The sequence below is a fragment of the Methylotuvimicrobium buryatense genome, from assembly GCF_005931095.1.
Classification (GTDB): domain Bacteria; phylum Pseudomonadota; class Gammaproteobacteria; order Methylococcales; family Methylomonadaceae; genus Methylotuvimicrobium; species Methylotuvimicrobium buryatense.
In genome coordinates, this window is sequence record NZ_CP035467.1 from 2825946 (window position 1) to 2852611 (window position 26666).

General features: G+C 50.6%; 21 protein-coding genes. 18 read left to right on the forward strand and 3 right to left on the reverse strand.

Annotation, left to right across the window (positions count from 1 at the left end; all coding sequences use genetic code 11):
• Positions 1-188: 188 nt before the first annotated feature.
• Entirely contained in the window at positions 189-2657 is a 2469-nt protein-coding gene (locus EQU24_RS12610) for an EAL domain-containing protein (protein WP_026129991.1), read from the reverse strand.
• A 601-nt stretch (positions 2658-3258) separates the two neighbouring features.
• Between EQU24_RS12610 and EQU24_RS12615 the strand changes: the two genes are divergently transcribed.
• The 9 genes from EQU24_RS12615 (at position 3259) to EQU24_RS12655 (ending at position 15740) form a co-directional block, all read left to right on the forward strand.
• Positions 3259-4311, forward strand: coding sequence for a GGDEF domain-containing protein (locus tag EQU24_RS12615; RefSeq protein WP_017839162.1), 1053 nt, complete (start codon positions 3259-3261; stop codon positions 4309-4311).
• A gap of 840 nt (positions 4312-5151) precedes the next feature.
• A complete protein-coding gene (locus tag EQU24_RS12620; RefSeq protein ID WP_014148744.1) occupies positions 5152-6549 on the forward strand; it encodes a CmpA/NrtA family ABC transporter substrate-binding protein in 1398 nt (465 codons plus the stop codon).
• Positions 6550-6693: 144 nt separating this feature from the next.
• Entirely contained in the window at positions 6694-7710 is a 1017-nt protein-coding gene (locus tag EQU24_RS12625) for an ABC transporter permease (protein ID WP_017839161.1), read from the forward strand.
• 13 nt (positions 7711-7723) lie between these two features.
• A complete protein-coding gene (locus EQU24_RS12630; protein ID WP_017839160.1) occupies positions 7724-9484 on the forward strand; it encodes an ABC transporter ATP-binding protein in 1761 nt (586 codons plus the stop codon).
• A 114-nt stretch (positions 9485-9598) separates the two neighbouring features.
• Entirely contained in the window at positions 9599-10870 is a 1272-nt protein-coding gene (locus EQU24_RS12635) for an alginate export family protein (protein ID WP_017839159.1), read from the forward strand.
• 78 nt (positions 10871-10948) lie between these two features.
• Entirely contained in the window at positions 10949-12172 is a 1224-nt protein-coding gene (locus EQU24_RS12640; protein ID WP_017839158.1) for an NAD(P)/FAD-dependent oxidoreductase, read from the forward strand.
• An 8-nt stretch (positions 12173-12180) separates the two neighbouring features.
• Positions 12181-14850 (forward strand): nitrate reductase, encoded by a 2670-nt coding sequence (locus EQU24_RS12645; protein ID WP_040575432.1) that lies wholly within the window; start codon positions 12181-12183, stop codon positions 14848-14850.
• Positions 14851-14964: 114 nt separating this feature from the next.
• A complete protein-coding gene (locus EQU24_RS12650; protein ID WP_014148750.1) occupies positions 14965-15378 on the forward strand; it encodes a guanyl-specific ribonuclease in 414 nt (137 codons plus the stop codon).
• Complete coding sequence (locus EQU24_RS12655) at positions 15375-15740, forward strand: barstar family protein (protein ID WP_014148751.1); 366 nt, start codon at positions 15375-15377, stop codon at positions 15738-15740. Before EQU24_RS12650 ends, EQU24_RS12655 begins: the two co-directional genes overlap by 4 nt.
• Positions 15741-16272: 532 nt before the next feature.
• Here EQU24_RS12655 and uvrD read toward each other — a convergent pair.
• Positions 16273-18438, reverse strand: a complete 2166-nt coding sequence (gene uvrD / locus EQU24_RS12660; RefSeq protein WP_014148752.1) for a DNA helicase II — start codon at positions 18436-18438, stop codon at positions 16273-16275.
• Positions 18439-18545: 107 nt separating this feature from the next.
• Between uvrD and EQU24_RS12665 the strand changes: the two genes are divergently transcribed.
• The gene (locus EQU24_RS12665) at positions 18546-18782 is read left to right on the forward strand and encodes a YgaP family membrane protein (protein WP_014148753.1); all 237 of its coding nucleotides are present in this window, start codon (positions 18546-18548) and stop codon (positions 18780-18782) included.
• Between the two features lie 53 nt (positions 18783-18835).
• On the opposite strand, the gene EQU24_RS12670 is transcribed toward EQU24_RS12665, so the two are convergent.
• Entirely contained in the window at positions 18836-19273 is a 438-nt protein-coding gene (locus EQU24_RS12670) for an FxsA family protein (RefSeq protein WP_014148754.1), read from the reverse strand.
• 279 nt (positions 19274-19552) lie between these two features.
• Here EQU24_RS12670 and cutA point away from each other — a divergent pair, with 279 nt between their 5' ends.
• The 8 genes from cutA (at position 19553) to EQU24_RS12710 (ending at position 26665) form a co-directional block, all read left to right on the forward strand.
• Positions 19553-19873, forward strand: coding sequence for a divalent-cation tolerance protein CutA (gene cutA, locus EQU24_RS12675; protein WP_014148755.1), 321 nt, complete (start codon positions 19553-19555; stop codon positions 19871-19873).
• Positions 19858-22098, forward strand: coding sequence for a protein-disulfide reductase DsbD (gene dsbD, locus EQU24_RS12680; RefSeq protein WP_017839155.1), 2241 nt, complete (start codon positions 19858-19860; stop codon positions 22096-22098). Before cutA ends, dsbD begins: the two co-directional genes overlap by 16 nt.
• Positions 22095-22610, forward strand: coding sequence for a TlpA family protein disulfide reductase (locus EQU24_RS12685; RefSeq protein ID WP_017839154.1), 516 nt, complete (start codon positions 22095-22097; stop codon positions 22608-22610). The genes dsbD and EQU24_RS12685 overlap by 4 nt, the downstream gene beginning before the upstream one ends.
• A 149-nt stretch (positions 22611-22759) precedes the next feature.
• Positions 22760-23206, forward strand: a complete 447-nt coding sequence (gene aroQ / locus EQU24_RS12690; RefSeq protein WP_017839153.1) for a type II 3-dehydroquinate dehydratase — start codon at positions 22760-22762, stop codon at positions 23204-23206.
• Between the two features lie 4 nt (positions 23207-23210).
• Positions 23211-23660, forward strand: coding sequence for an acetyl-CoA carboxylase biotin carboxyl carrier protein (gene accB, locus EQU24_RS12695; protein ID WP_017839152.1), 450 nt, complete (start codon positions 23211-23213; stop codon positions 23658-23660).
• A gap of 20 nt (positions 23661-23680) precedes the next feature.
• On the forward strand, positions 23681-25024 hold the full coding sequence (accC, locus tag EQU24_RS12700) for an acetyl-CoA carboxylase biotin carboxylase subunit (RefSeq protein WP_017839151.1): 1344 nt from the start codon (positions 23681-23683) through the stop codon (positions 25022-25024).
• Positions 25025-25129: 105 nt separating this feature from the next.
• Entirely contained in the window at positions 25130-26017 is an 888-nt protein-coding gene (gene prmA / locus EQU24_RS12705) for a 50S ribosomal protein L11 methyltransferase (RefSeq protein ID WP_017839150.1), read from the forward strand.
• A gap of 3 nt (positions 26018-26020) precedes the next feature.
• On the forward strand, positions 26021-26665 hold the full coding sequence (locus EQU24_RS12710; protein ID WP_017839149.1) for a zinc-ribbon and DUF3426 domain-containing protein: 645 nt from the start codon (positions 26021-26023) through the stop codon (positions 26663-26665).
• Position 26666: the final 1 nt, after the last annotated feature.

Consider the following 26666-nt stretch of genomic DNA (forward strand, 5'->3'; position numbering starts at 1 on the left):
ATTCATACGCCCTTTTGATCGAAAACCAGTCTAAGAATAAAAGGTATGGGGTGTGTCTATCGAGGACCGCCGTGAATCCATCCATGGAGGCTTGACGGCAGCGATCCCTGCTGCCGACATCCTCGCTAGCCACACCCCATACCTTCATAAAGTTAACCATTTGTTGAGTATAAAGGGAGTAAGGCTTCTTACTGATCTCTCAAGCGTTGCAGCCAACTTTCCGCCGGCTCGGGTTTACCGTATAAATACCCTTGATAAATCACTCGGCCGCGAGCTTTCAAAAAATCGCTCTGCGCTCGAGTTTCCACCCCTTCAGCCACCACTTGCAAGCTCAAATGTTGCGCAACCGCTAAAATAGTTTCGACCAGTGCGGCATCGTTCGGATCGGTCGGCGCATCTTGTATGAAACTTTTATCGATTTTTATTTCATGTATCGGCAAGCGTTTCAAATAAGCCAAGCTCGAATAGCCGGTGCCGAAATCATCCATCGAAAAATGAATGCCCATCGTCGACAATATAGTCATCTTAGCCACGACATCTTCAAGATTACCGATCATTAACCCTTCGGTCACTTCCAAAACCAAATGCGTCGGATCGGCACCGCTCAACATCAATTGCCGCTTTATTTCCCCAACGAAATCCGAACGTTCGAAATGCCTCGGACTAATATTTACCGAAAGCCGAATCGAGCGGCCTTCGCCATCGAGCTCGGCCAATATCCTGCAAACCGAACCGAGCATCCAGCGATCGAGCGCTACGATCAAATCGGTCGCTTCGGCCAGCGGAATAAATACTCCGGGCATGATCAAGCCTCGTTCAGGATGCTGCCAACGCACCAGAGACTCCGCTCCTACCTGGACACCGTCGCTATCGACCTGTGGCTGCAAATAAAGTTTGAGTTGTCCTTCTGCGATCGCCGTACGCAATTCACCTTCGAGCTTGAAACGCTCCTTGACCGCATCCCCCATCGTAGTTTCGAAGAACACAACACGTCCTCCGCCTTCGGTTTTGGCGCGATGCATGGCCATATCGGCCTGACGTAATATATCGATTGCTGTTTCACCGTTTCCTTCCGAACACAGTGCGATTCCGACCGCAGCATCGAGATGCATTAGCTCACCCTCGACCTCGAAACCGCGGCGCAATTCAGCCCGCAATTTTTCCGCCAGCGCTAACGCTTCTCGTCCGAACGCTTCTTGCGTAGGCGCTTGACGTGTCAGCAAAACGGCAAACTCGTCGGAATCCAATCTTGCCAATAGATCATCATCACTCAATGCATCAAGCAAACGAGTAGCGACGGTTTTCAGTAATTCATCGCCGATTGCCAGTCCGCGAGCTTCATTGATGTCCTTAAAACGGTCAAGATTTAATAAGAGCACACCGGCAAATCGACCTTCCCGAGAAGCGGCAATCAAGGTTTGCTCCAATTCCTTCAAGAACAGAGCCCGGTTGCCTAAACCGGTCAGCGGGTCGCGCCACGCCAATTTTTCGGCCGCCTCTTGTGCGCGTCTGATTTCGCTTAGATCGGCAAATACGGCGATATATTGCGTCACGTTCCCGCGCTCGTCCCTAACCGCGCTGATCGTTTCCCATTCCAGAAACATCTCCCCGTTCTTGCGCCGATTCCAGATTTCGCCGGCCCATTCTCCTTTATTCTGCAGCGCTCGCCACATCGCCGCCCAAAACGACTTACTGTATCGCCCGGAGTTTAACAGGCGTGGGTTTTTTCCTTGCACTTCGGCTTCGGTATAACCGGTAATGCGCGTAAAAGCAGGATTAACGGCAATAATGTTCGCATCGGCATCAGTCACCATGATCGCTTCGCCGGCCGTCTCAAAGACTCGGGTGGAAAGTCTATGGCGCGCCTCGGCTTGTTTACGCTCGTCAATATCGCGCCCAACCACAACCAAGCCTTTACGGCGACCATCATCATGAAACAACGGAATTTTAATAATCTCAAACGTTCGAGAAGATCCGTCGGGGCGTGGGATGTCTTCTTCAACCCGGGTAATGACTCCGGCTTGCCAAGCTTTTTCGTCGCTGGCCTCACAGGCTAAAAAAGACTCTTTATAAAAGTCTTGGTAAACCGCTAGCTCGGAATCTTTTTTACCTCGATAATCGACATGCTCCAAACCGAATAATTTCAAATCGAAATCGTTCGCTTCGAGCCAACGCCCTTCTCCATCCTTAAAGCAAACGATATCCGGCAGCGCATTGATTAACGTCCGCAAATGCATGCCAGTTTCGGCCAAACGTTGCTCAAGGCGTCCTCGGCTAACCGCATAACGAATCGCACGCACCAATCCATCGGTTTCGAAACGACCTTTGACTAAATAATCCTGGGCTCCGCAATCCAATGTCCGCAATGCGAATTGACTATCGTCATTACCGGTCAAGACAATCAACGGCAAAATTCCGGCGGCTTGACGAACCGCATCTACGGTATCGAGCCCACTCGAGTCGGGCAGAGTCAAATCGAGCAAAACTACATCGAGCGAACCGTCCTGCAACTGGCGTTTAGCTTCGGTCAAGGTCGTCGACCAAATAATTTCGAAATGGACGTCCCGAGACGCACGCAAAGCCTGACGCACCAAATTAGCATCGCCGGGATCGTCTTCCACCATTAATATCCGGTAAGATCCGGTGTTTGGCATCATTTGTTAAACGTTTGAAGGGTAATCATCATTAGGATTAATTATAAAGGTATCCGAAAATTTTTTACTCATTGGTTTTTATTTATCGCTTTTGCTACTTCTTTTCGATCGAAAAAACCGTCTAAGGAATATGCACAAAATAACTGCTACAAGTAGTAGGCTTTGCGGCGATTCGGTGACTCGCTTGACAGGACGCCGTGAATACTTCCATGTAGGCTTGACGGCGGAATCTGATTGCCATGGATGGCATGAATGCAGATTTTGCAGGAGCAAAAATCTGCCCTGCCGCCGACACCTGTCAATCGAGCCACCGAACCCCCTCCCAGAAGTTATCGAAGTTATTTCATGCTCGTTCCTAAAGAGCAAGAGATGTGCGATGTATATAACGAGATAAGACACTTGTAAAATGAAATGAATAAACTAAGCTCTTCTGTATAAAAAAAACCATAAGAAAAATCGATCTCGTAACGCTCCGACGCATTCTTTACAAACTACCCTTGCAATCCGAGACACCAGCCGAACACCTGCTTAGAAATTACAGTATGACTCACGGATGATCGTCGATCTTGTCTATTGATACTTGACTACCCGGACACCTATCCCCATGCCGTTTAGAACCGATTACGACTACTCCACCGAAGAAAACATTCAATTTATGCATCGCATCGTTAAACTCATGATGCAGCATAAAATCACTCCGACCCCAATCAATTATGCCGTATTTTACGAATACACAGCGAGTTACAATGACAACCTCAAGGCCGCTGTCGACCAACTAATTGCCGAAAATAATCCTTTCGATATGGAGACCGGCCTGGCTTTATATAAAAAACATATCTGTCACGCGGCATTGGTATCGTTCGACAAAATCAATCAAGATATCCAAAGAATCATCGATCAAACCGGAAAATCGGTTAATGAAACTCAGCAAAAAGCATCCGAAGCCAGCGATAGTTTTGAGGAAAAATCGATACGCCTAGAAAGCATAACGAATTTGGAAGAATTGAAAACCGTGCTGAGCGAAATTGCCGGCGAAACAAAGGACTTGATTGACACTAGCGATCATTTTAAGTCACAACTGGAAGCCGCTAATAAAGAAATGGAACAGCTGCGCAAGGAACTTTCAAAAGTTAAGGAAGCGGCGACTGTCGACGCTCTGACCGGACTATTGAATCGCGGAACATTTGATGAGACGCTAACCAATCTCCTCGAGGAATCGAGCGACAAAGACATTTGCCTCACACTATTGGATCTGGACCACTTTAAGCAGGTCAATGATAAATTCGGACATTTAATCGGCGACAATGTGTTGAAATTCACCGCATCGCTACTGAAAAAGTATTGCGAAAAACATCATTATGTTGCTCGTTACGGGGGAGAGGAACTGGCCATCATCATGCCCGACACATCATTATCCGCAGCGCAGGATATTGCCGAAAAAATAAGAACCTCATTACAAAACAGCAGGCTAAAACGTAAAAATAGCAACGAATCGATCGGCACCATTACGTTATCGATCGGTATCGCGGCTCGAAAACAGAACGACACAATGGAAAGCCTTATCTTACGCGCCGATCAAGCCCTATATAAAGCCAAAGAAACCGGGCGAAACAAAGTTATTTGCGAATGGGCCATGGACGCAATCAGCCATTGTTAACGAGAACGTCCCGAATCCCATACGCATCAAGCTAAAAACGGCCAACCCGCATTCCGCTCTTTCCCATGCCCCAGCGCTCATCGTTACACATAAGAAAAAAATTACCCTTTTGCAAACTTAACCAATGAGACCTCGATACCATTTATTGTTACTTAACACTCTCGGCCTCGAGATCGCGATCAGGGGATCGCTTCCACAGAGCGTCCGCCGCCCTCTGTGGGAGCGACGCCTTCGTCGCGACTATCGAAGCCAGTAACACTCAAACACCAATAGTCTTTCCGGACAACACAACAATTTAGCGTTCGGTCGCTACTTTTTGCACAATAGGTATATACCCATCGCACTTCAAATTTCGGCATTGACGCATGGAGGCGCCCGGGTGTTCGGCAAAGGCTTTGACAGCAGGGATGCTGTCACAGAGCCTACAGGGACGTATTCACGGCGTCCTTTGACGAGCCCCCGTTGCCGAATTTTGATCTACGATGAGTATACTTCCCGAAGTTTAGCGTAACGCACACATTTGGTGCCGTACTACCCTGGCAATGACTCTCTCTGCACTAAATCATGTCATCGCTTCCCCAGTGGAAAACAGCCCTCCCTCCCTTCTCAAAACCCTTCTCACCATAGCCTATTGTTATCATTGAACTATTAATTACTATTCGAAAACTATCTCACTATTGGCATTGCAATTGCTTAAATACTAATAAATCTCCGACGATGGAGTAACTGACAAGCTCACTGTCGAGCACACCGGACAAAGGCGTCTCTCATGCGATAACCCTCTTATCGCATGGCAGACGCCTTTTTATTTGCCTGAATTTTAAATTTTCGGAACCGACCATGAACACTGACCTAGCATTCAACGCTAAACAACGACCGACCGTACTAGCGGCTACTGCAGCCTTTTTGCTTATCGCAAGCACGAATGCTGCATCGGTAGAAAACATCGAAAAGGAAGACCTGAAATTGGGTTTCATTAAGCTAACCGATATGGCGCCATTAGCCATCGCCTATGAAAAAGGTTATTTCGAAGACGAAGGCCTGTATGTACAACTGGAAGCTCAAGCCAATTGGAAAGTACTGCTCGACCGCGTCATCAACGGCGAGTTGGACGGCGCGCATATGCTGGCGGGACAACCCCTGGGAGCGACAATCGGTTTCGGCACGAAAGCCGATGTAATCACTGCTTTCAGTATGGACCTAAACGGCAATGCCGTGACCGTTTCGAACGACATCTGGCAACAAATGAAACCGCATGTGCCAATGCAAGACGGTAAGCCCGTGCATCCGATCAAAGCCGAATCTTTGAAACCGGTGATCGACAAATTCAAGGCCGAAGGCAAACCGTTCAATATGGGCATGGTGTTTCCGGTTTCGACGCATAACTATGAACTACGTTATTGGCTAGCCGCTGGCGGTATTCAACCCGGTTATTATGCGCCGCCGGGAGAAACGACCGGACAACTCAATGCCGATGTACTGCTGTCGGTCACTCCGCCGCCGCAAATGCCCGCCACGCTCGAAGCCGGCACGATTTACGGTTATTGCGTCGGCGAGCCGTGGAACCAGCAAGCGGTGTTCAAAGGCATCGGCGTACCGGTCGTGACCAATTATGAAATCTGGAAGAACAATCCGGAAAAAGTACTCGGCGTCAGTAAAGACTGGGCCGACAAAAACCCAAACACGCACTTGGCCGTCGTCAAGGCGCTGATCCGCGCAGCAATTTGGCTCGACGCCGATAACAATAAGAACCGCAAAGAAGCGGCCAAGATTATTTCCGACAGCCGTTATGTCGGTGCCGACTACGAAGTGATCGCCAACAGCATGACCGGGTCTTTCGAATACGAAAAAGGCGACACTCGTTCGCTGCCCGACTTCAACGTCTTTTTCCGTTATCACGCCACGTATCCCTATTACAGCGATGCAATCTGGTTTTTGACGCAAATGCGCCGCTGGGGACAGATCAACGAATCCAAATCCGACGAATGGTTCATCGAAACGGCTAAAAAAGTCTATCGCCCCGATATCTACATGGCTGCCGCAAAAGAATTGATTGCCGAAGGTAAAGCCAAGGCAAGCGATTTTCCGCCTGAAAGCGAAAGCGGATTCAAACCGCCGCAAGCCGATTTTATCGACGGCATCGTTTACGACGGCAGCAAACCGAACGAATACTTGACGAAATTCACGATCGGCCTGAAAGGCAAAGAAATATTGAAAGACGGGAAAATCAGCCAATGACGGCGCATCGCTCCGAATAAAACAAGCAAATAAAGAACAACCCCTTCCGATAGTGACATCGAATGTCGCCTAGGTGCAGGGATGCGCCATTTTTTTAGACATTCATGCCTAAACATGACCGTTGGTTAGACAAAGAGGTTCGCCATGTCGACTACATTAATCAAATTTTTCAACGTAACCGGGCTGACCTGGTTCGTACCGTTCGTCAAGCTCTGCGCAGGCGAAAATCCGCAGCAGCAAATGCGGCAAATCGGTTTGACGATCATCGTGCCGATACTGGCTTTTGTCGTATTCCTAGGTCTTTGGAATGCCTCGGCCGTAAAAATCCAAACCAGTTTGGGGGCGATTCCGGGGCCTGAAGCCGTATGGCAAGAAGCGCAGGGCCTGATCGGCGCCCATTATGCCGAAAGAGAAAAAAAGGCCGCATTCTACGAGCGCCAAAAAATCCGCAATCAACAAAGGTTGGCAAACGACCCGAAAGCCGAAATCAAAACTCGGCCTTATACCGGAAAACCGACTTACTTCGATCAAATTTTGACCAGTCTTTATACCGTATTCACCGGCTTTATCATTGCAACATTGATTGCAGTACCGCTCGGTATTCTTTGCGGCATGAGCCCGGTCATCAATACCGCGATCAATCCGATGATTCAGATTTTCAAACCGGTTTCACCGCTCGCTTGGTTGCCGATTGTGACGCTGGTTGTTAGCGCGGTCTACATCACGACCGACGATTCATGGTTCGAAAAAGCGTTTTTGACTTCGGCGATTACCGTCACGCTCTGTTCTCTATGGCCGACTCTGATCAACACCGCGGTCGGCGTCTCGTCGATCGACAAGGATTTGGTCAATGTCGGCAAAGTCCTTCGCCTCAACTGGAGTACGCAGATCAAGAAAATCGTACTGCCTTCGGCCTTGCCTTATATCTTCACCGGCATGCGCATGTCGCTTGGGGTCGGCTGGATGGTGCTGATCGCAGCCGAAATGCTCGCACAAAACCCCGGCCTCGGAAAGTTTATCTGGGACGAGTTTCAAAACGGCAGCTCGAATTCGCTGGGCCGTATCATGGTCGCGGTATTCACGATTGGTATCATCGGTTTCATGCTGGACCGCGTCATGCATTCGCTGCAACAAGCCTTCTCATTCGGCAAAACGCTCTGACCCGGAGACCGACATGAAAACATCCCAACTCTTACGTAGCGATGACGAATCAATCGACACGCCGGCACCCTCTGCACCGTTAGCCAAGGTCCATTCATTGAAACCTTTTTTACAACTCAAAAACGTTTGCAAATCGTACGGCGAGGGAAAAGCTAAAACGTCGGTATTGAAAAACATCAATCTGGACATCGAGGCAGGCGAATTTATCGCGATCGTCGGCTTTTCCGGCAGCGGCAAGACCACGCTGATTTCAACGATCGCCGGATTGATCGAGGCCGACAGCGGCGAGGTACTTAAACAAGGCCGGCCGATCAAAGGACCGGGGCCTGACCGCTGCGTGGTCTTTCAAAATTATTCGCTGCTACCTTGGCTGACCGTATTCGACAATGTCGCTCTGGCCGTCGATCAACGCTTCAAGGATTGGCCGGCCGACCGGCGTAAAGCGCATACCGAAAAATATGTGCGCATGGTCAATTTGGGCGCAGCAATGACCAAAAAACCGGCCGAATTATCGGGCGGCATGCGCCAGCGCGTCAATGTGGCGAGGGCCTTGGCCGCCGATCCCGATATCTTGTTGCTGGACGAACCGTTGAGCGCATTAGATGCACTGACGCGCGGCAAACTTCAGGATGAAATCATCGCGATTTGGCAAGCGGAAAAGAAAACCGTGATTTTAATCACGAACGATGTCGACGAAGCCATTTATATGGCCGATCGCGTCATCGCGCTGAATCCTGGACCCGGCGCGACATTCGGCCCAAACTTCAAGATTCCGCTGGCAAGGCCGCGCGACCGGGCCGCACTGAACCACGACGAAGCCTTCAAGAAACTCCGTGCCGAAATCACCCGTTACTTAATGGGCGTCGGTATGCAAAAAGCCGAATCCGGCAGCGATGCGGTCGTCTTGCCGGACGTGCGACCCAACACTAGCAACGATTGGAAATTGGATAACTCGGCTTTAAAACCCAGACAAAATGACCTTGGCAAACCGCGTTATTTGGAATTCTCGCAACTCTCGAAAATCTATCCGACGCCCGACGGCAAGAGTACGGTCAAGGTTGTAGACGGATTTGATATGTTAGTCAAAAAAGGGGAATTCATCTCGATCATCGGCCATTCGGGCTGCGGCAAATCGACCGTGCTGTCGATGACCGCCGGTTTAACCGACGTATCCGAAGGCGGCATTGTGCTCGACAACAAAGAAATCGACAGCGCCGGCCCGGATAAAGGCGTCGTGTTCCAATCGCCCAGCTTGTTTCCCTGGTTGACCGCATTCGAGAACGTCATGATCGGCGTCGATAACGTTTACCCGCATGCATCGCAATCCGAGCGCGACGATATCGTCGAATATTATCTAACCCGCGTCGGACTTGCCGATGCGATGGAGAAAAAAGCGGCGGACCTCTCCAACGGGATGCGGCAACGGGTCGGCATCGCCCGCGCTTTCGCGCTGTCGCCGAAACTGTTATTGCTCGACGAACCGTTCGGCATGCTCGATTCGCTGACCCGTTGGGAATTGCAGGAAGTCCTGATGGAAGTTTGGGAACGGACCCATGTGACCGCGATCGTCGTGACCCATGATGTCGACGAGGCCATCCTGCTCGCCGATCGGGTCGTGATGATGACCAACGGTCCGCACGCGAAGATCGGCAAGATCGAAACGATCGACCTACCGAGGCCGCGCACACGACAAGCCTTGCTCGATCACCCGGATTATTACCAGTACCGGGAAAGCCTACTGACCTTTCTGGCCGAATGCGACCATACGCATTGAGACGCTTGTAGACGGTACGCGATGTGTACTTGATGTTACCGCGTGTTGCCTAAGCCCGTTCTAATGGATCGCATGTGCGATCAATAAGATTTCATGTTCATTAAGGAGATTACGATGCTGTTAGCTAACGCTTCAACGCTTAAAACCCGAAGGTCTTGGCATACCGCCTGTTCAGCGACATTAATCGCGATTACATCGTCAGCCCAGGCCGGCGGCTTCGACGAAACGATTGAAAACGCGCTCAAGTTCGGGCAAAGCGACGGGAAATACGGTCAAGTCACTTTCGATCTGAACTACCGTTACGAACACGCCAACACCGAAGGTACCCCGCCGGAACCGGCCAATGCCAACACCTTCCGTTTACGCCTGGGCTATTTAAGCCCGAATGTATTCGGTTGGCAAGGTTTCGCCGAGTACGAAAACGTCTTTGCCGCGCAGCGCGATTACAATGGCGTATCCACCGGCAACAGCCGTTATCATGTCGTCGCCGACCCGGCCGACCAACACGAGTTGAATCAACTCTGGCTCACCTTTAACGGTATTCCGGATACCTTGATCAAGGGCGGCCGGCAACGCATCAAGCTGGACGACGATCGTTTCATCGGTAACGTCGGGTGGCGGCAAATGGAAATGACCTACGATTCGGTGTTGGTAACCAATACTTCGATTGCGGATTTGACGATTCGGGCCGGTTATATCGGCAGGGTCCGAACCATTCTTTCGTTGACCGACAACACCGAACTGCCGTTACTCAACGTCAATTACAACTTCGGCAATTTGGGCAGCGCCGTTGCTTACGGTTACTGGTTGAAATATACCGAAGATAAGGCGTTGTTCGGCCGCTCTAGCCAGACCTACGGCATAAGACTGATCGGCTCGCCGCAAATCAACGAAGACTTGGCGCTGCATTACACGGCCGAATACAGCTATCAAGCCGATTATCAAAACAATCCGAACAGCTTCGCATTGGACCGTTACAACTTGATGGGCGGTTTAACGTTATTCGGTATTACCGGAAAAGCGGCGATGGAACAACTTAACGGCAATGGACGCAATGCATTTCAAACGCCGCTCGGGACTAATCATGCATTTCAAGGCTGGGCCGACCGTTTTCTGGCAACGCCGGCCGACGGTATTCGTGACGTCAATTTCACATTAGGCAGCAGCGTGCTCGGCGCCAATTTGATGTTCGTTTATCACAACTTCACCGATGACAGCGGTAGTGTCGATTACGGCAATGAATACGATTTTCAAGTCACCAAGGCGTTCGGCAAGCATTATTCCGTCTTGTTGAAGTACGCCTATTACGTCGCCGACGCCAACGCCCCCGCCTTTGCCCAAAACGACACGCAAAAGGTTTGGGTACAAGGCAACATTTCGTTTTAACCGGTTTGCCGGCGCGACTCGGCTATTCATTCACCCGGTAAAGTCAACGCGCCCGCATCTTCTTTGAGGAGAATGGTCATGAAACAAAAACTGGTCGTCATCGGTAACGGCATGGCGGGCATGCGTACCGTCGAAGCCTTGATCGAATCGGCACCCGACTTATACGACATCACCGTATTCGGCGCCGAACCTTACGGGAATTACAATCGTATCTTGTTAACACCGATCTTGTACGGCGAAAAACGGATCGATGACATCATGATTCACGACTTTGCCTGGTACCGAAAACACCATATCACGTTGCATTGCGGCCCGGGTAAAACCGTCGTCGATGTCGACCGCAACCGCCGCCGCGTGATCGCAAAGGACGGTACGGAGGCCACTTACGACCGGTTATTGATCGCAACGGGTTCGCTGCCGTTGATCCTTCCGATTCCGGGCCGCGATACCGAGGGTGTGATGAGTTTTCGCGAAATCTCCGACGTCGAAGCGATGATCGCAAAAAGCCTAAGCAAACGGCACGCCATCGTACTCGGCGGCGGCTTGTTGGGTTTGGAAGCCGCCAACGGTCTTAAGCAGCGCGGCATGAACGTCACCGTCATCAACCGCGCGGACCATTTATTAAATCGCCAACTCGATAACGAGGCTGGCGATCTCTTGAAATCCCAGCTCGAAGCCAAGGGGCTTCGCTTCGAGCTGGGTTGCACGATCGAAAACATCATCAGCCGAAACGGCCATATCTCCGAAGTCGAATTGAACAACGGAAGTTCTCTACCCGCCGATCTACTGATCATGGCAACCGGTATCCAGCCGAATATCGCGCTCGCAAAAGCCATCGGACTCGACTGCGAACAAGGCATCGTCGTCGACGACGCGATGCAAACCAGCGACTCTGATATCTATTCGGTCGGCGAATGCGTGCAGCATCGCGGCGAATTATTCGGACTGGTCGCGCCGGTGTACGAGCAAGCCAAAGTCTGCGCCCGGCAACTGACCCATCGAACCGATTCGCGTTATCAAAGCCTGTTGCCGGCAACCCGGCTCAAGGTCACCGGCATCGATCTGTTTTCGGCAGGCGATTTCAATGGCGGAGAACAATGCGAGCAGATCGTTTTCAAGGATCCGGCCCTGCATATCTATAAAAAATTGGTCATCAAGAATCGGCGTATCGCCGGTATCGTGCTCTACGGCGATACCGGCGATTCGGCTTGGTATCTCGATTGCTTGAAGAGCCGAACCGATATTTCGCCGTACCGCGATTGTTTGATTTTCGGGCGCCCACCCTTACCGATTGCCGCATGACCGCCGCCATGAACGAAAAGACAATCAAAACCACTTGTCCCTATTGCGGAGTCGGCTGCGGTATCGTTGCAACCGTCGACGATGCTATCGGCCACCAAGTGACGATACAAGGCGACCCGGATCACCCTTCCAATTTCGGAAAACTATGTTCGAAAGGCTCGGCATTGGGCGATACCGTGTCGGTGGAAAACCGTCTGCTATACCCCGAAGTCCATGGCATACCATGCGACTGGAATACCGCGCTCGACACCGTTGCCGACGGTTTGACCTCAGTCATCCGGCAATACGGGCCCGATGCGATCGCGTTCTATGTCTCGGGCCAGTTATTGACCGAAGACTATTATGTCGTCAATAAATTCATGAAAGGCTTTATCGGTTCGGCCAATATCGACACCAATTCAAGGCTGTGCATGTCCTCGGCCGTCACCGGCTATAAAAGGGCCTTCGGCGCCGATGCCGTCCCGTGCAGCTATGAAGACTTGGAAGCCGCCGAATTGATCGTGCTGACCGGGTCGAACACCGCATGGTGTCACCCGGTCGTGTTTCAACGCATCCTCAGAACCAAAGAAAATAATCCGGCGCTGAAAATCGTCGTCATCGATCCGCGCCGAACCGCGACATGCGACAGCGCGGATTTGCATTTGGCGATCAAACCGGGCATGGACGGCTTACTATTCAACGGTTTGTTGGCCTATTTGGCGCAAAACGATGCGCTCGATAAAAACTACATCGCCGCGCATACCGAGGATTTCGAATGGGCTTTGCAGTCCGCCCGAAGCTCTGCAGGAAGCATTGAACGTGTCGCGCAAGACTGCGGTTTGTCCGTGGCCGATGTCGAAAAATTTTTCGACTGGTTTGCGAACACCGGTAAAACCGTCACGGTCTATTCCCAAGGCATCAATCAATCGGCCTCCGGCTCCGATAAATGCAATGCCATCATCAACTGTCATTTAGCGACCGGTAGAATCGGCAAGCCGGGCATGGGGCCTTTTTCGTTCACCGGTCAGCCAAATGCGATGGGCGGACGCGAAGTCGGCGGCTTGGCCAATACTTTGGCAGCGCACATGGAGCTAGATAACCCCGAGCATATCGACCGCGTCGCCCGCTTTTGGCAAACCGACCGGATCGCGCCCCGCCCCGGCCTGAAAGCGGTCGAACTCTTCGATGCAATCGATGCGGGCACCATCAAGGCCGTCTGGATTATCGCAACGAACCCTGTGGTCACGCTGCCGGACGCCGATAAAGTCAAAAATGCGCTCAAACGCTGCAATCTCGTCATCGTATCGGATTGCATCAAGAACACCGACACGGTCGATTTGGCGCATATCCGCCTACCGGCGGCCGGCTGGAGCGAAAAAGACGGTACCGTTACGAATATGGAACGGCGCATTTCCAGACAGCGCCCGCTATTTCCGTTTTCCGGTTTGGCTAAGCCGGACTGGTGGATTATAAGCCAAGTTGCCGCCCGCATGGGCTTCAAGCATGCCTTCGATTACCGGTCCAGCGCCGACATTTTCCGTGAACACGCCGCGCTTTCCGGATTTGAAAATAACAGGGAAGGCCAACCGCGCGATTTCGATATTTCAGCCTTCGCGGATCTGACCGAAGGCGCCTATGACCGTTTACAACCTGTGCAATGGCCAGTCACTAAAATGGATCCTAACGGCACAGCGCGCCTTTTCGCCGACGGCAAGTTTTATACTCCGTCCCGAAAAGCCCGGTTCATTGCGATACGTCCGCGCCCGCCGGTTAATAAGCCCGATCCGAATTATCCTTTCACATTGAATACCGGACGCCTGCGTGATCAATGGCATACGATGACCCGAACCGGCTTGTCGGCGAAACTCAATGCTCATAAACCGGAGCCCTTCGTCGAGATCCATCCGCTCGATGCGGCACGTTATCATTTACAAACGCATGACCTAGCGACGATCTCTAGTCTGTGGGGCAATATGATCGCCCGAGTCGTCGTCACCGAAAACCAGCAACCCGGCAGTCTGTTCGTGCCGATGCACTGGACGGCGCAACTCACTAGCAGAGGACGCGTCGGCGTATTGGTCAACCCGGTCGTCGATCCGCATTCCGGTCAACCGGAAAGCAAGCAAACCCCGGCAGCCATCACGCCTTATCGAGCGATCTGGTACGCAATGGTATTGTCGCGTTCGCCATTGATGCTAGACGATATAGAATATCGCGTTACAGTCAAAGGCAACGACTTCATCCGGTACGAGCTAGCCGACCGAACCCCCTTCCCTTCCTGGCGCGATTGGCTAAAATCGCTATCCGGCGAGTCGAACAACCCTCATTGTTTAGAATACAGCGATCCGGAACGGGGAGTTTATCGCAGCGCGCTAATCATCGACGGACGATTGGAAGTTTGCTTATTCGTGTCCTCAACACCGCCATTGCCGGAAACAGGCTGGCTTGAAACGCTATTCGCCCAACCGCAGATCAACAAAGAGGAGCGCCTGCGACTACTGAGCGCTCTGCCGCCGGAAGGACAAGAGGATTGCGGTCGCTTGGTTTGTTCCTGTTTCAATGTCGGCGAAAAATCGATCGCCAAAGCGATCAGGGAATTCAATTTAGCGAACGTCGAACAAATCGGGCAGCGACTCAGCGCAGGAACGGGCTGCGGCTCTTGTCTGCCGGAGCTGAAACGATTTTTGCCGAGGCAATGAGCATCCGCCTGCGGCTCAATGCTGTTGATCATTGACAGACACTCCCAAATCCATTGAAATCACGATCGAAAAACGCAATTTTATCGATAAACCTGGACCGAGAAGGGAGTACATATGAGGGGATTTCCTCGTTGGCTAATTTTAGTCGCATTGATTGTGGGCTTGGCCCAGTGGTGGAACTTCGATACGTCAATAATCGATGAAGCCAAAACAATCATCGGCTCGACCGAAGGAAGCACTAAGCATGATACCGAAACGGCTTTTTTACCGAAAGAAGCCTACCTCACGATCCGGCGTATACAGCAAGGCGGTCCTCATCCGTATCCTCAGGACGATAAAACATTTTTCAACCGAGAAAGACACTTGCCGCAGAAACCTCGAGGATACTACCGCGAGTACACGGTCGATACGCCCGGACTGAGTCATCGGGGAGCACGGCGCATCGTTACAGGCGGACAGCCGCCTCAAGTGTGGTATTACACCGACGATCATTACAACAGTTTCCGTGCCTTTCCGGTGCCGCAATGATGACATTAACGCCGTTATCCACTCCGCGGGAAATCCGAAACGAGGCCCGTCGTAATTCGCTACATCTGGTGGAAATCGATCTTACGGGCTGCCGTGACAAAAAATCCGCCATGCAACGGCTATCCGATACGTTGTCGCTGCCGGCGTCATTCGGCCGCAATTGGGATGCGCTGCTCGATGTACTAAGGGACCTGCAAGTTGATAATAATGAGCAAAACCTCATCCTGATGGTTCTCGGTGCAGACTTGCTACGCCGAAACACTCCCGAGGACTATGAAATATTGCGTACGATTCTCGAGGAATGGTCGGCAGAATACGGCCCCAATAAGGTGACGACTTATCTTTTCGATTCGTGCGGTTAAGAATACGCATCACAGATCATCTTTCCTCGTTTCCATCGCTCCAGCGTGGAAATGCATACCTATCTCTCTTGGCAGCCAAGGTATGGGCTCCCACGGCGGAGACCTCATCGCCGTTATACACAAGTAATGTATTACCCTTTTGCTATCTTAGCCAATGAGTCTTCGATACCATTTATTGTTGCCTAATACTTTCGACCTCGAAATCACGATCAGGGGATCGCTCCCACAAAGGGTTAACAGCGGGCTGTGGGAGCGACGCCTTCGTCGCGATTTCTCCCGTATTAGGCTACACTGCATATGGGCTACAACGCGCCTAAAACGCCTACTGTTAGTGCCATAATAGACGCCATCCATGGCGTAATACAAAATCTGCATTCACGCCTTCCTTGGCCTTCGAACTGCCGTCAAGCCACCACGGACCGGTTCACGGCGTTCCTCGACAGGCATGCTCTCCACCCTAAACTGCGAGAACATGTTCAAACTGGGAATTGCTGCCCAAACGTTTTGATTGACTCAAACCATAGTCGATATGTTACGCCCCCACCCCTTCCAACTTGGCATAAGATAACATCAGCCATTTGATGCCTACTGCTTGAAAATTGATCTGAATGCGCTCCTGTGCGCCGCTACCTTCTCTTTGCAGCACCACCCCTTCGCCGAATTTTTCGTGACGAACGCGCTGCCCTAATTTGTATGTCCCCGGCTCATGACTATCCATGTTTCCGGTGAATGAAACCGGACGGCTGACCTGGGCGCGCATCCTGACTTCCTGAAGCGTTTCGGCCGGAATTTCTCGCAAAAACCGCGAAGCCTTCGGATAGGTTTCGCGCCCCCACAAGCGCCGGGATTCGGCATAGGTCAAACACAAGTTTTCCATCGCGCGGGTCATGCCGACATAACATAGCCTACGCTCTTCTTCCAAGCGCCCCGGATCCTCGACCGATTGTTGCGACGGAAACAAACCTTCCTCGAAGCCGACCATGAACACCCGCTTGAATTCCAAGCCCTTAGCGGCATGCAAGGTCATCAGCTGCACGCAATCTTGTTCGGCATTGCTTTGCATTTCACCGGCTTCGAGCGCCGCATGCGTCAAAAACATGTCAAGTTCGCTCAGGTTTTCTTCGTTATCCTGGTCGTACTCGTACAGTCGAGCGGCATTGACCAATTCTTCTAAGTTTTCGACGCGGGCCTCGCCCTTATCGCCTTTTTCTTTTTTATAAAACTCGATCAACCCGGACTTTTCGACGACGATCTTAACTTGCTCGAACAACGGTAAACCTTGCGTCTGTTCGGCCAAACTCCGAACTAAAGCAATGAATCCGGACATGGCATTCCCAGCCCTTGGCGTCGTCAATTTTTGTGCAATCGCGAACTCAACCGCCTGCCGAAGCGATAAATTCTTATCCCGCGCCAATACCCGAATGTCGTCCAATGATTTAGCCCCTATACCGCGCGTCGGCGTATTGATTACGCGTTCGAAAGATGCATCGTCATCGGGATTGGCCATTAGGCGCAAATAAGCCAAGGCATTCTTGATTTCGGCCCGATCGAAAAAGCGCAAGCCGCCATAGACACGATAAGGAATACTGGTCGCGATCAGCTTTTCCTCGAACTGGCGCGACTGCGCATTGGAGCGGTAAAGAATCGCGATATCGCTTCGCGAACCGCCTTCATGGACCCATTTCCGAATACGCTCGACGACATAATAAGCCTCGTCTTGCTCGTTGAATGCGGCATAGACCGAAATCGGCTCGCCGTCGCCGCTTTCGGTCCAAAGCTCCTTGCCCATCCGTCCTTCGTTATGTTCGATCACCCGGTTGGCCGCTTTCAGAATATGGCCGGTCGAACGGTAGTTTCGTTCCAGTTTGACGACTTTATGATTCGGAAAATGCTTCTGAAAACGGTAGATATTTTCAATTTTTGCGCCGCGCCATCCGTAAATGGATTGATCGTCGTCGCCGACCACGAACAGATTATCGCGGTCTTGCGTCAACAACCGTAACCAAGCATATTGGATCGTATTGGTATCTTGAAATTCGTCGACATGCACATGCCGGAACCGTTGTTGATAAAAGCTCAAGGTTTCGGGATTATCGCGCAGCAATTCATGCGCGCGTAGCAGCAGTTCGGCAAAATCGACCAGACCGGAGCGCTGACAGACCTCTTCATAAGCCTTATAAATCGCCAGCATTTGCCGCTGGAAAAAATCCCCGGTTTCCGGCATGTGCTTGGCTCGAATACCCTCGTCTTTTTGCCCGTTGATATACCATTGCGCTTGCTTGGGCGGCCACTTGGCCTCGTCCAGATTCAGGTTTTTGTAGAGGCGCTTGATCAGGCGCAACTGATCGTCCGAGTCCATGACTTGAAAGGTTTCTGGCAGTTGCGCATCTTTTGCGTGACGCCTGAGCAAACGATGCGCAAGCCCATGAAAGGTACCTATCCACATCGAGCGTGCAGAAATATTGAGCAGGTCTTCTATGCGAGTGCGCATTTCCGTTGCGGCTTTATTAGTAAAGGTGACGGCTAAGATGCTATGCGGCGAATGGCCTTCGACTTGAATCTGCCAGGCGATGCGATGCACCAAGACCCGGGTCTTGCCGCTGCCGGCGCCGGCTAAAACCAACATTGCGCGAGAAGGTGCCGATACCGCCTCGCGCTGGGCATCATTGAGAGGATTAATAATTGAAGTAATATCCATTTGTTATCGTTGAAACATTTCTATAAGCTATGCGCGTTTAAGGAAAGCAACAATGACGGCCGGACCAGGCTTTAATAACCAACATTAATTAGCAGAGGGGACTTACAATGAGCTTCGATTTTAAACGCATGATAAAATTCGAACACAATCTTGGCGATAAGGATAAAAAATACCGCATGTTCGGAGGCGCGGCATTAGTATTGATATCCTTATTCACCGCAAAAATTATTTTATTGCTGTTAGGAACCGTTTTAATCGGCACCTCTTTTTTCGGTTGGTGTCCGGTTTATTCCGGACTCAACAAGAACACTTGCACAAGCGGCGAATCGGAAAGCAGCCAATAAGCGCTTAAATTCTACAGGGACGTAGATCAAGCAGCTTATAAAATAAAGTTCTGTCAATCCTCTTTTTTATATTCGCCTTCCAGAACATTATTATCTTTAGGTCGACCGGGATGAACCGCGCCACCAGCCTGTATCAGATGATTCTCAATCACATAACGGGCAATTTTGCCGCGCAATTGAGGAATTAGACATGCAAAGCCAAGCACATCGGTAAAAAAACCCGGAGTCAACAACAATGCGCCACCAACCAGCAAAATCGGCCCCTCTATCATTTCGTAAGCGGGAACCACGCCCTGATTCAAATTCGCTTGAAAACGCCTTAAGGTCGCAAAACCTTGCTGTCTTAACAAAGCAGCGCCCAATACAGCAGTAAATACCACCAAAAAAACCGTCGGAAATACACCGATCAAGCCGCCGATGGTCAGCAACAAATAAATCTCTAGAAAAGGAATGATCAAAAAACACAAAAATACAACTTGAAAAACTTTCATTTAAAATTCCTAAACAAATTTCACATTGGAAACAGATAACCCCGGAAAGTTTCCCATTTGAAATCAATTATACCCATCGTAGATCAAAATCCGGCACCGGGGTGTCCTCGGGCACTACCGAAACTTGAAGTACGAAAGTTATAAACCCATTTTCACCCGCTCAAGATCAATGAACCAAGGTCGGCGAAAAATTGCCCCGCTGCCTTATCCCGGATTAAACGGTACAATATAGGGATTTTAAAACCGAAACTCCAGTACAAATTGACCGAGTCTCTCGTTATGTCGAATCACATTATCCTCTTTTGCACCTGTCCGGACCAGAATACGGCAAGCTCAATCGCACATACGTTAATCGGAGAGAATTTTGCCGCTTGCGTGAATATTCTTCCAGGATTGACTTCCGTTTATCGCTGGCAAGATCGAATCGAAACGGCGCAGGAATACCTGCTGCTAGTTAAGACACGACGCGACATTTACCCGCAAGTGGAACGGTGCATACAAGAGGCTCATCCTTATGAACTTCCCGAGATCGTCGCGGTCTCTGTCGAACACGCTTTGCCTGAGTATCTGAAATGGATCGATTCATGCCTATCAAAATAATATTGCTTTGCCTCATTGCATCTTTTCATCAAGCCGCCTTTGCCATCAGCGAAAGCGAATTACTGCCGCAAGAGCAAGCATTCAAACTTACTGCCAAGACCAATACACAGAATAAAATCGTTCTAACCTGGCAGATCGCAGACGGCTACTATTTGTACCGCGATAAATTGGGCGTTGAAAGCCGGTCAGAACGGATTACACTCGACGATGTCACTTATCCTCCAGGAAAAACCAAGCATGACGAGTTTTTCGGCGATATGGTCATTTATCGAAACGAACTCATCGTTGAAGTACCGTTCATCAAGCTAGACAATGCGCTTAATACCTTGCAATTGGCGGTTAAACATCAGGGTTGCGCCGATATCGGCATTTGTTATCCTCCTCAAAAGACCGGACTGACGGTAGACCTACCAGATCAAGATCCTTCCGCGAAAACCGGCTCGATTTTCGGCTTAGTTCAGGGCCTGAGCGACTTAAAGCTAAATCTGTTCCAGGATGAATTGCTTCCGGCAGAACAAGCCTTCCGCTTTTTCGCTTCGGTCAAAGACCCGAATACGTTGACCGTCAATTGGCAAATTGCGGAAGGCTATTATCTGTATCGCGACAAATTTCAATTCGATATCCTAGATTCCGATAAAGTAAAAATCGGCAACCTCAATTTGCCCAAAGGCACACCCTACCACGACGAGGAATTCGGCAACGTTGAAATCTTTCGCAACGACCTAAGCTTCGACCTGCCGATTAACCGCTATCAAGCGGATCAACAAAACATTATCCTTCAAGCACGATTTCAAGGCTGCGCGGATCGGGGCGTATGCTATCCCCCGATGTCGCAAAGCACGCCATTGATTCTACCGACGACCGCATCGGTATCGACGCAAAATATTTCTTCGATAAGCACTCGGGTCGATGAACCACAATCCGAACAAGACCGCATCGTACAATCGCTGCATCAAAGCACGCTCTGGCTCACGCTGCTGTCCTTTTTCGGCTTTGGATTGTTACTGTCTTTCACGCCCTGTATTTTCCCGATGATTCCGATTTTATCCGGCATCATCGTCGGCCAACGCAACCGGGTAACCACTGGCCGCGCCTTTCTTTTATCACTAAGTTACGTCACCGCCTCCGCATTGACCTACACGGTCTTCGGAGTACTGGCTGCGTTATTCGGCAGCAACTTGCAAACAGTATTCCAGCAATCTTGGATCATCGCGCTATTCAGCGGGGTTTTCGTGCTATTGTCGCTATCGATGTTCGGCTTTTACAATTTGGAATTGCCTGCATCGATTCAAACCCGACTGCATAAATCCAGCGATAAACATCGTGACGGCTCGTTTTGGGGCGCGGCGATCATGGGCTCGTTATCGTCGCTGATCGTAGGACCGTGCGTCGCCGCCCCCCTAGCCGGCGCATTGATCTATATCGGCCAAACAGGCGATGCGATACTCGGAGGCATCGCATTATTCGCGATGGGCTTCGGCATGGGCGTGCCACTTTTGATAATCGGCGCGTCGGCAGGAAAATTATTACCGAAAGCAGGACAATGGTTGAATACGACCAAAGCGGTCTTCGGCGTAATCATGCTGGCTGTCGCGTTATGGATGCTCGACCGTATTCTGCCTCCCGATATGACGATGTTTCTATGGGCCTTATTGCTGATCATTCCGGCCATTTACCTGAAAGCTATCGACCCGTTAAGTGAAAATGCCGGCGGCTGGAAAAAGCTTTGGAAAGGCGCGGGAGTCGTAATGCTGACTTATGGCGTCCTGTTATTGATCGGCTTGGGCATGGGCAACCATAACCCGCTAAAACCTTTACAGGGACTGAGCTTAGCAAGTACAGCCGAGGCCGACAGCCCTCTACCCTTTGTCAAAGTCGCCTCGCTACAGGAGCTCGAAAATCGGATAGAAACGGCAGCGCGCAACAATCAACCGGTCATGCTCGACTTTTATGCCGACTGGTGCGTCTCGTGCAAGGAAATGGATGCGTATACTTTCGCTCATCCAGAAGTCAAACAAGAACTGAATCGCTTCGTTTTATTGAAGGCGGACGTCACAGCTAACAATCCCGAGCATCAAGCCTTGCTGAGAAAATTTAACTTAGTCGGCCCCCCGGCCACTTTATTTTTCGGAGTCGATCTAGCCGAAAAACAACACTTACGCGTGATAGGCTATCAGGATGCCAACACTTTTTTAAACATACTGCGGCAAGTTGACGACTTATGAAACAAACCACGGTACTTATCATCGCTGCTGCAGTCGCTTTAGCCAGCGGCATTTGGCTGCAAAGCAAAAATCAACCGGAAACGCAAACCGAGGCCATGGAACTGCCGGATTACCGACTACCCGATTTGACCGGCAACGAACGCAGCTCATCCGAATGGCGCGGTAAAATCGTCATCGTCAACTTTTGGGCAACTTGGTGTCCGCCCTGCCGCGAAGAAATCCCCGAATTTATTGCCTTGCAGCAAGAATACCAGGGCCGCGGCTTGCAATTTGTCGGCATCGCTATCGAAACTAAAGAATCGGTCGAAAAATATCTCGACTTTGTCGACATCAATTATCCGATGCTGATCGCCGGCGACCAAGGCATCATCCTGACTCAACAATGGGGCAATTCTGCCGGAATTCTTCCTTTCAGTCTTATCTTCAATCAACAAGGCCGGATGATTCATAAACAAGCCGGGCAATTATCCCGCGCCAAAATTGTCGAAATCATCGAGCCTTTGATCGACTGAAAAAACATTAAATCATTCGATAAACCGGGCAAATATCTTAAAAGATCCAGTGATTACGCCCTATTTGTGTTAAATGACATAAATATGGACAAATGCGCTTAAATTAGGGAGAATTATCGCCTCCGAACCTAAATTAGCACTTCAATTGCATGGCGAATCTTTGCGTTATCAATGGTCCGAACTTGAATCTGCTGGGCCTTAGAGAACCTACCCATTACGGTAGCAAAACCCTAGCCGATATACAGACGGCAATGGAAAAATCCGCCTCGGCTCTTGGCCACGCGCTTCGTTTTCACCAATATAACGCCGAACACCAAATCGTTGAACTGATTCATCGATCATTTTCCGACGATGTCGATTTTATCATTATCAATCCAGCGGCTTTTACTCATACCAGCGTAGCGATACGCGACGCATTGCTGGCGACCAAGATTCCCTTTATTGAAGTACACCTATCGAACGTACACGCCCGGGAAGCTTTTAGAAAACATTCCTATTTTTCGGATATTGCCGTGGGAGTTGTTTGCGGACTGGGTGCCATCGGTTACGAATTGGCCTTGACGGCCGCTCACGAGATATTAGCCAAGAGAACATAACACAATGGATATTAGAAAAATAAAAAAACTGATCGAACTCATCGAAGAATCGGACATTGCCGAATTAGAAATCAGTGAAGGGGAAGAATCCGTCCGCATCAGCCGATATTCGAATAATGCGCCGGTTAGCTATGCACCGAGCCAACTTGCGCTTGCCCCGACCGCCTCGCCTTCGATGCCGGCACCAAGCCCGGCAGAACCAGCCGAGAAAAAAATATCCGGTCACATCGTCAAGTCGCCGATGGTCGGTACTTTTTACCGGTCCGCTACTCCCGGCGCAAAACCATTTGTCGATATCGGACAAGCAGTACAAGCGGGCGACACGCTCTGTATCATTGAAGCGATGAAAATCCTCAATCAAATCGAAGCGGATAAAACCGGTACGGTGACGCAAATATTGGTTGAAAACAGCCAACCCGTCGAATATGACCAACCTTTGTTCGTCATTGAATAACAGACCAAAGGTAATTAATTATGTTCGATAAAATAGTTATCGCCAATCGAGGCGAAATAGCGTTGCGCATTCTACGCGCTTGCCGTGAATTAGGAATCAAGGTCGTTGCGGTCCATTCCGTGGCCGACCGGGATCTAAAGCATGTCAGGCTGGCCGACGAATCGGTTTGCATTGGTCCCGCACCGTCCTCCGAAAGCTATCTGAATATTCCGGCCATCATCAGCGCTGCCGAAGTCACCGACGCCGAAGCCATTCATCCGGGATACGGATTTCTGTCCGAAAATGCCGATTTTTCGGAAAAAGTGAAGCAAAGCGGCTTTGTTTTTATCGGTCCGAATGCAGATACGATCCGCATAATGGGCGACAAAATCGCCGCAAAAAAGGCAATGATAGCAGCCGGCATTCCATGTGTGCCGGGCAACGGCAATCCGTTAACCGACAATAACAAACAGAACCTGCAAATGGCTCAGGAAATCGGCTACCCGGTTATCATTAAAGCCGCCGGCGGCGGTGGCGGACGCGGTATGCGTACCGTACATACCGAAGCCGCATTGATCAATGCCATTACCATGACGAAAGCGGAAGCGGCTGCCGCATTCGGCAACGATACTGTGTACATGGAAAAATTCCTGGAAGATCCCCGCCATATCGAATTCCAGGTGATGGCCGACTCGCACGGCAATGCAATACATCTGGGCGAGCGTGATTGCTCGATGCAGCGCAGGCACCAAAAAGTCGTCGAGGAAGCGCCCGCTCCCGGCATTACCGACGAAGAACGTAATCGCATGGGCGAATTGTGCGCGAAAGCCTGCCGCGACATCGGCTACCTGGGCGCCGGGACCTTCGAATTCTTGTATGAAAAAGGCGAGTTTTTCTTCATAGAAATGAATACGCGGGTTCAAGTCGAGCATCCGGTTACCGAAATGGTCACCGGCTTCGATATCGTTAAGGAACAATTACGTATCGCCTACGGCTTACCCTTATCGATTACTCAAGAGCAAGTCAAAATTCAGGGTCATGCGATCGAGTGCCGACTCAATGCCGAGGACCCTAAAACCTTCATGCCCTGCCCCGGCACAATCCATCAATTCCATATGCCGGGAGGCCCCGGCATACGATGCGAAACGCACATCTATAACGGTTACAAAGTACCGCCCTATTACGACTCGATGATCGGCAAGCTAATCGCGCACGGCGAAAACCGCAATAGTGCGATTGCAAGAATGACGACCGCATTGAACGAAATGGTAATCGATGGTATAAAAACTAATATACCGCTCCAAAAAGACATTATGACCGACTCCGGATTCATCGCCGGACAACGCAATATTCATTATCTTGAAAAGCTACTGGGCTTAACCTAGCGCGCATGGTCGGGTCGGGTTACGCCATCGTTGACCCGACCGCAAAATCCTATCCGCGTTAGCACTTCCAATAAATACCCTCCTTTACTCAACAACAATGGCTTTATGTCTTGGCATCAATTAAGCGTAATTACCGACGAAGTCTCGGCGCCCGAACTTTCGGATTATTTCAGCGATCTGGGCGCGGTTTCGGTCACGTATATGGATGCAGAGGACCAACCGGTTTACGAACCGCTGCCCGGCGAAACCAAGATCTGGCCAAATACAAAAGTCATCGCGTTGTTCGAACTCGATGCGCAGCCGGAAGACATTAAAGCACGAGTCTTCGACGTTTTTAATCGGCATCCGCTCAAGGAGTGGTCGGCAGAGGTTCTGGAAGACCAAGCCTGGGAACGCGCCTGGATGGAACATTATCACCCGATGAAGTTTGCCGATCGTCTTTGGGTTTGTCCGACCGGACAAGAACAACAAGAGCCCGGCACGGTTTGCCTGACTCTCGATCCGGGGCTTGCCTTCGGTACCGGCACGCATCCGACTACCGCATTGTGCCTGGAATGGCTTGCCGAACATGACCTGAGCGACAAAACCGTCATAGACTACGGCTGCGGATCGGGAATCCTGGCGGTTGCCGCTGTGTTGCTCGGCGCTCGTGAAGCTCATGCTATCGATATCGATCCGCAGGCACTAACAGCGACACACGACAATGCGATGAAAAACGGCATTGCCGATAAAATTCGATGCTATTTACCGGAACAATTCGCGGCTTGCAGCTGCACAGCCGACGTCGTCATAGCAAATATATTGGCTCAACCGCTAATTGAATTATCCGGTAAAATTGCCTCATTACTCGCTCCTGCCGGCTCCTTGGTTTTATCCGGCATTTTGAAAGAACAAGCCGAAGCCGTTAGCGCAGCGTACCGGCCGTTTATTTCAATCAATCCGCCGACAATCCAAGAAGACTGGTGCCGCCTTGACGGCCGAAAGGATACATAAGCGATGTTCACACAATGCCCCGAATGCCACCACCCGCAAACGTTGACAATAGATCAATTACGCGAAACTCGGGGCATAATCCGCTGCCCCCACTGCTCGACGCAATTCGATGCACTGCAGCGACTTAGCGACACACCGGCGAATGTTGCAATAGCCCCACCTGAAGAGCAGCTGCCTTGGGTACAAGACCGCAAGCCGACGAATCCGCTTTTATGGAATTTATCCGTAGCCGCCGGCATCATACTGCTATGCGTACAAATCATCTATTTCCTGGGACCTTCAGCATTACAACACGAAAAACTCAGACCCTGGCTCATTGAAGCGTGTTCTTATTTAGGCTGTTCATTACCCGATTACAGAAACCTGGCCGACTTTTCGGTCTTAGCGAGCTCGCTGATCTTGACCGCAGATCAAAATTACTATTTTAAGGCCATCATCAACAATCAGGCCGAATTCGCCCAGCCGTATCCGGGCATTAAACTGACTTTATTGAAGCTTTCCGGAGAACCGTTCGCGCAACGCGCGTTTTCACGGAAAAACTTAACTTTTCGCACCGACAAAATCGCACCTCACGAAACCATCGAAATTGGTCTCGCCATCGCCGCACCCGGCACTTCGGTCGGCGGCTATACTTTCGAACTCATTTAAT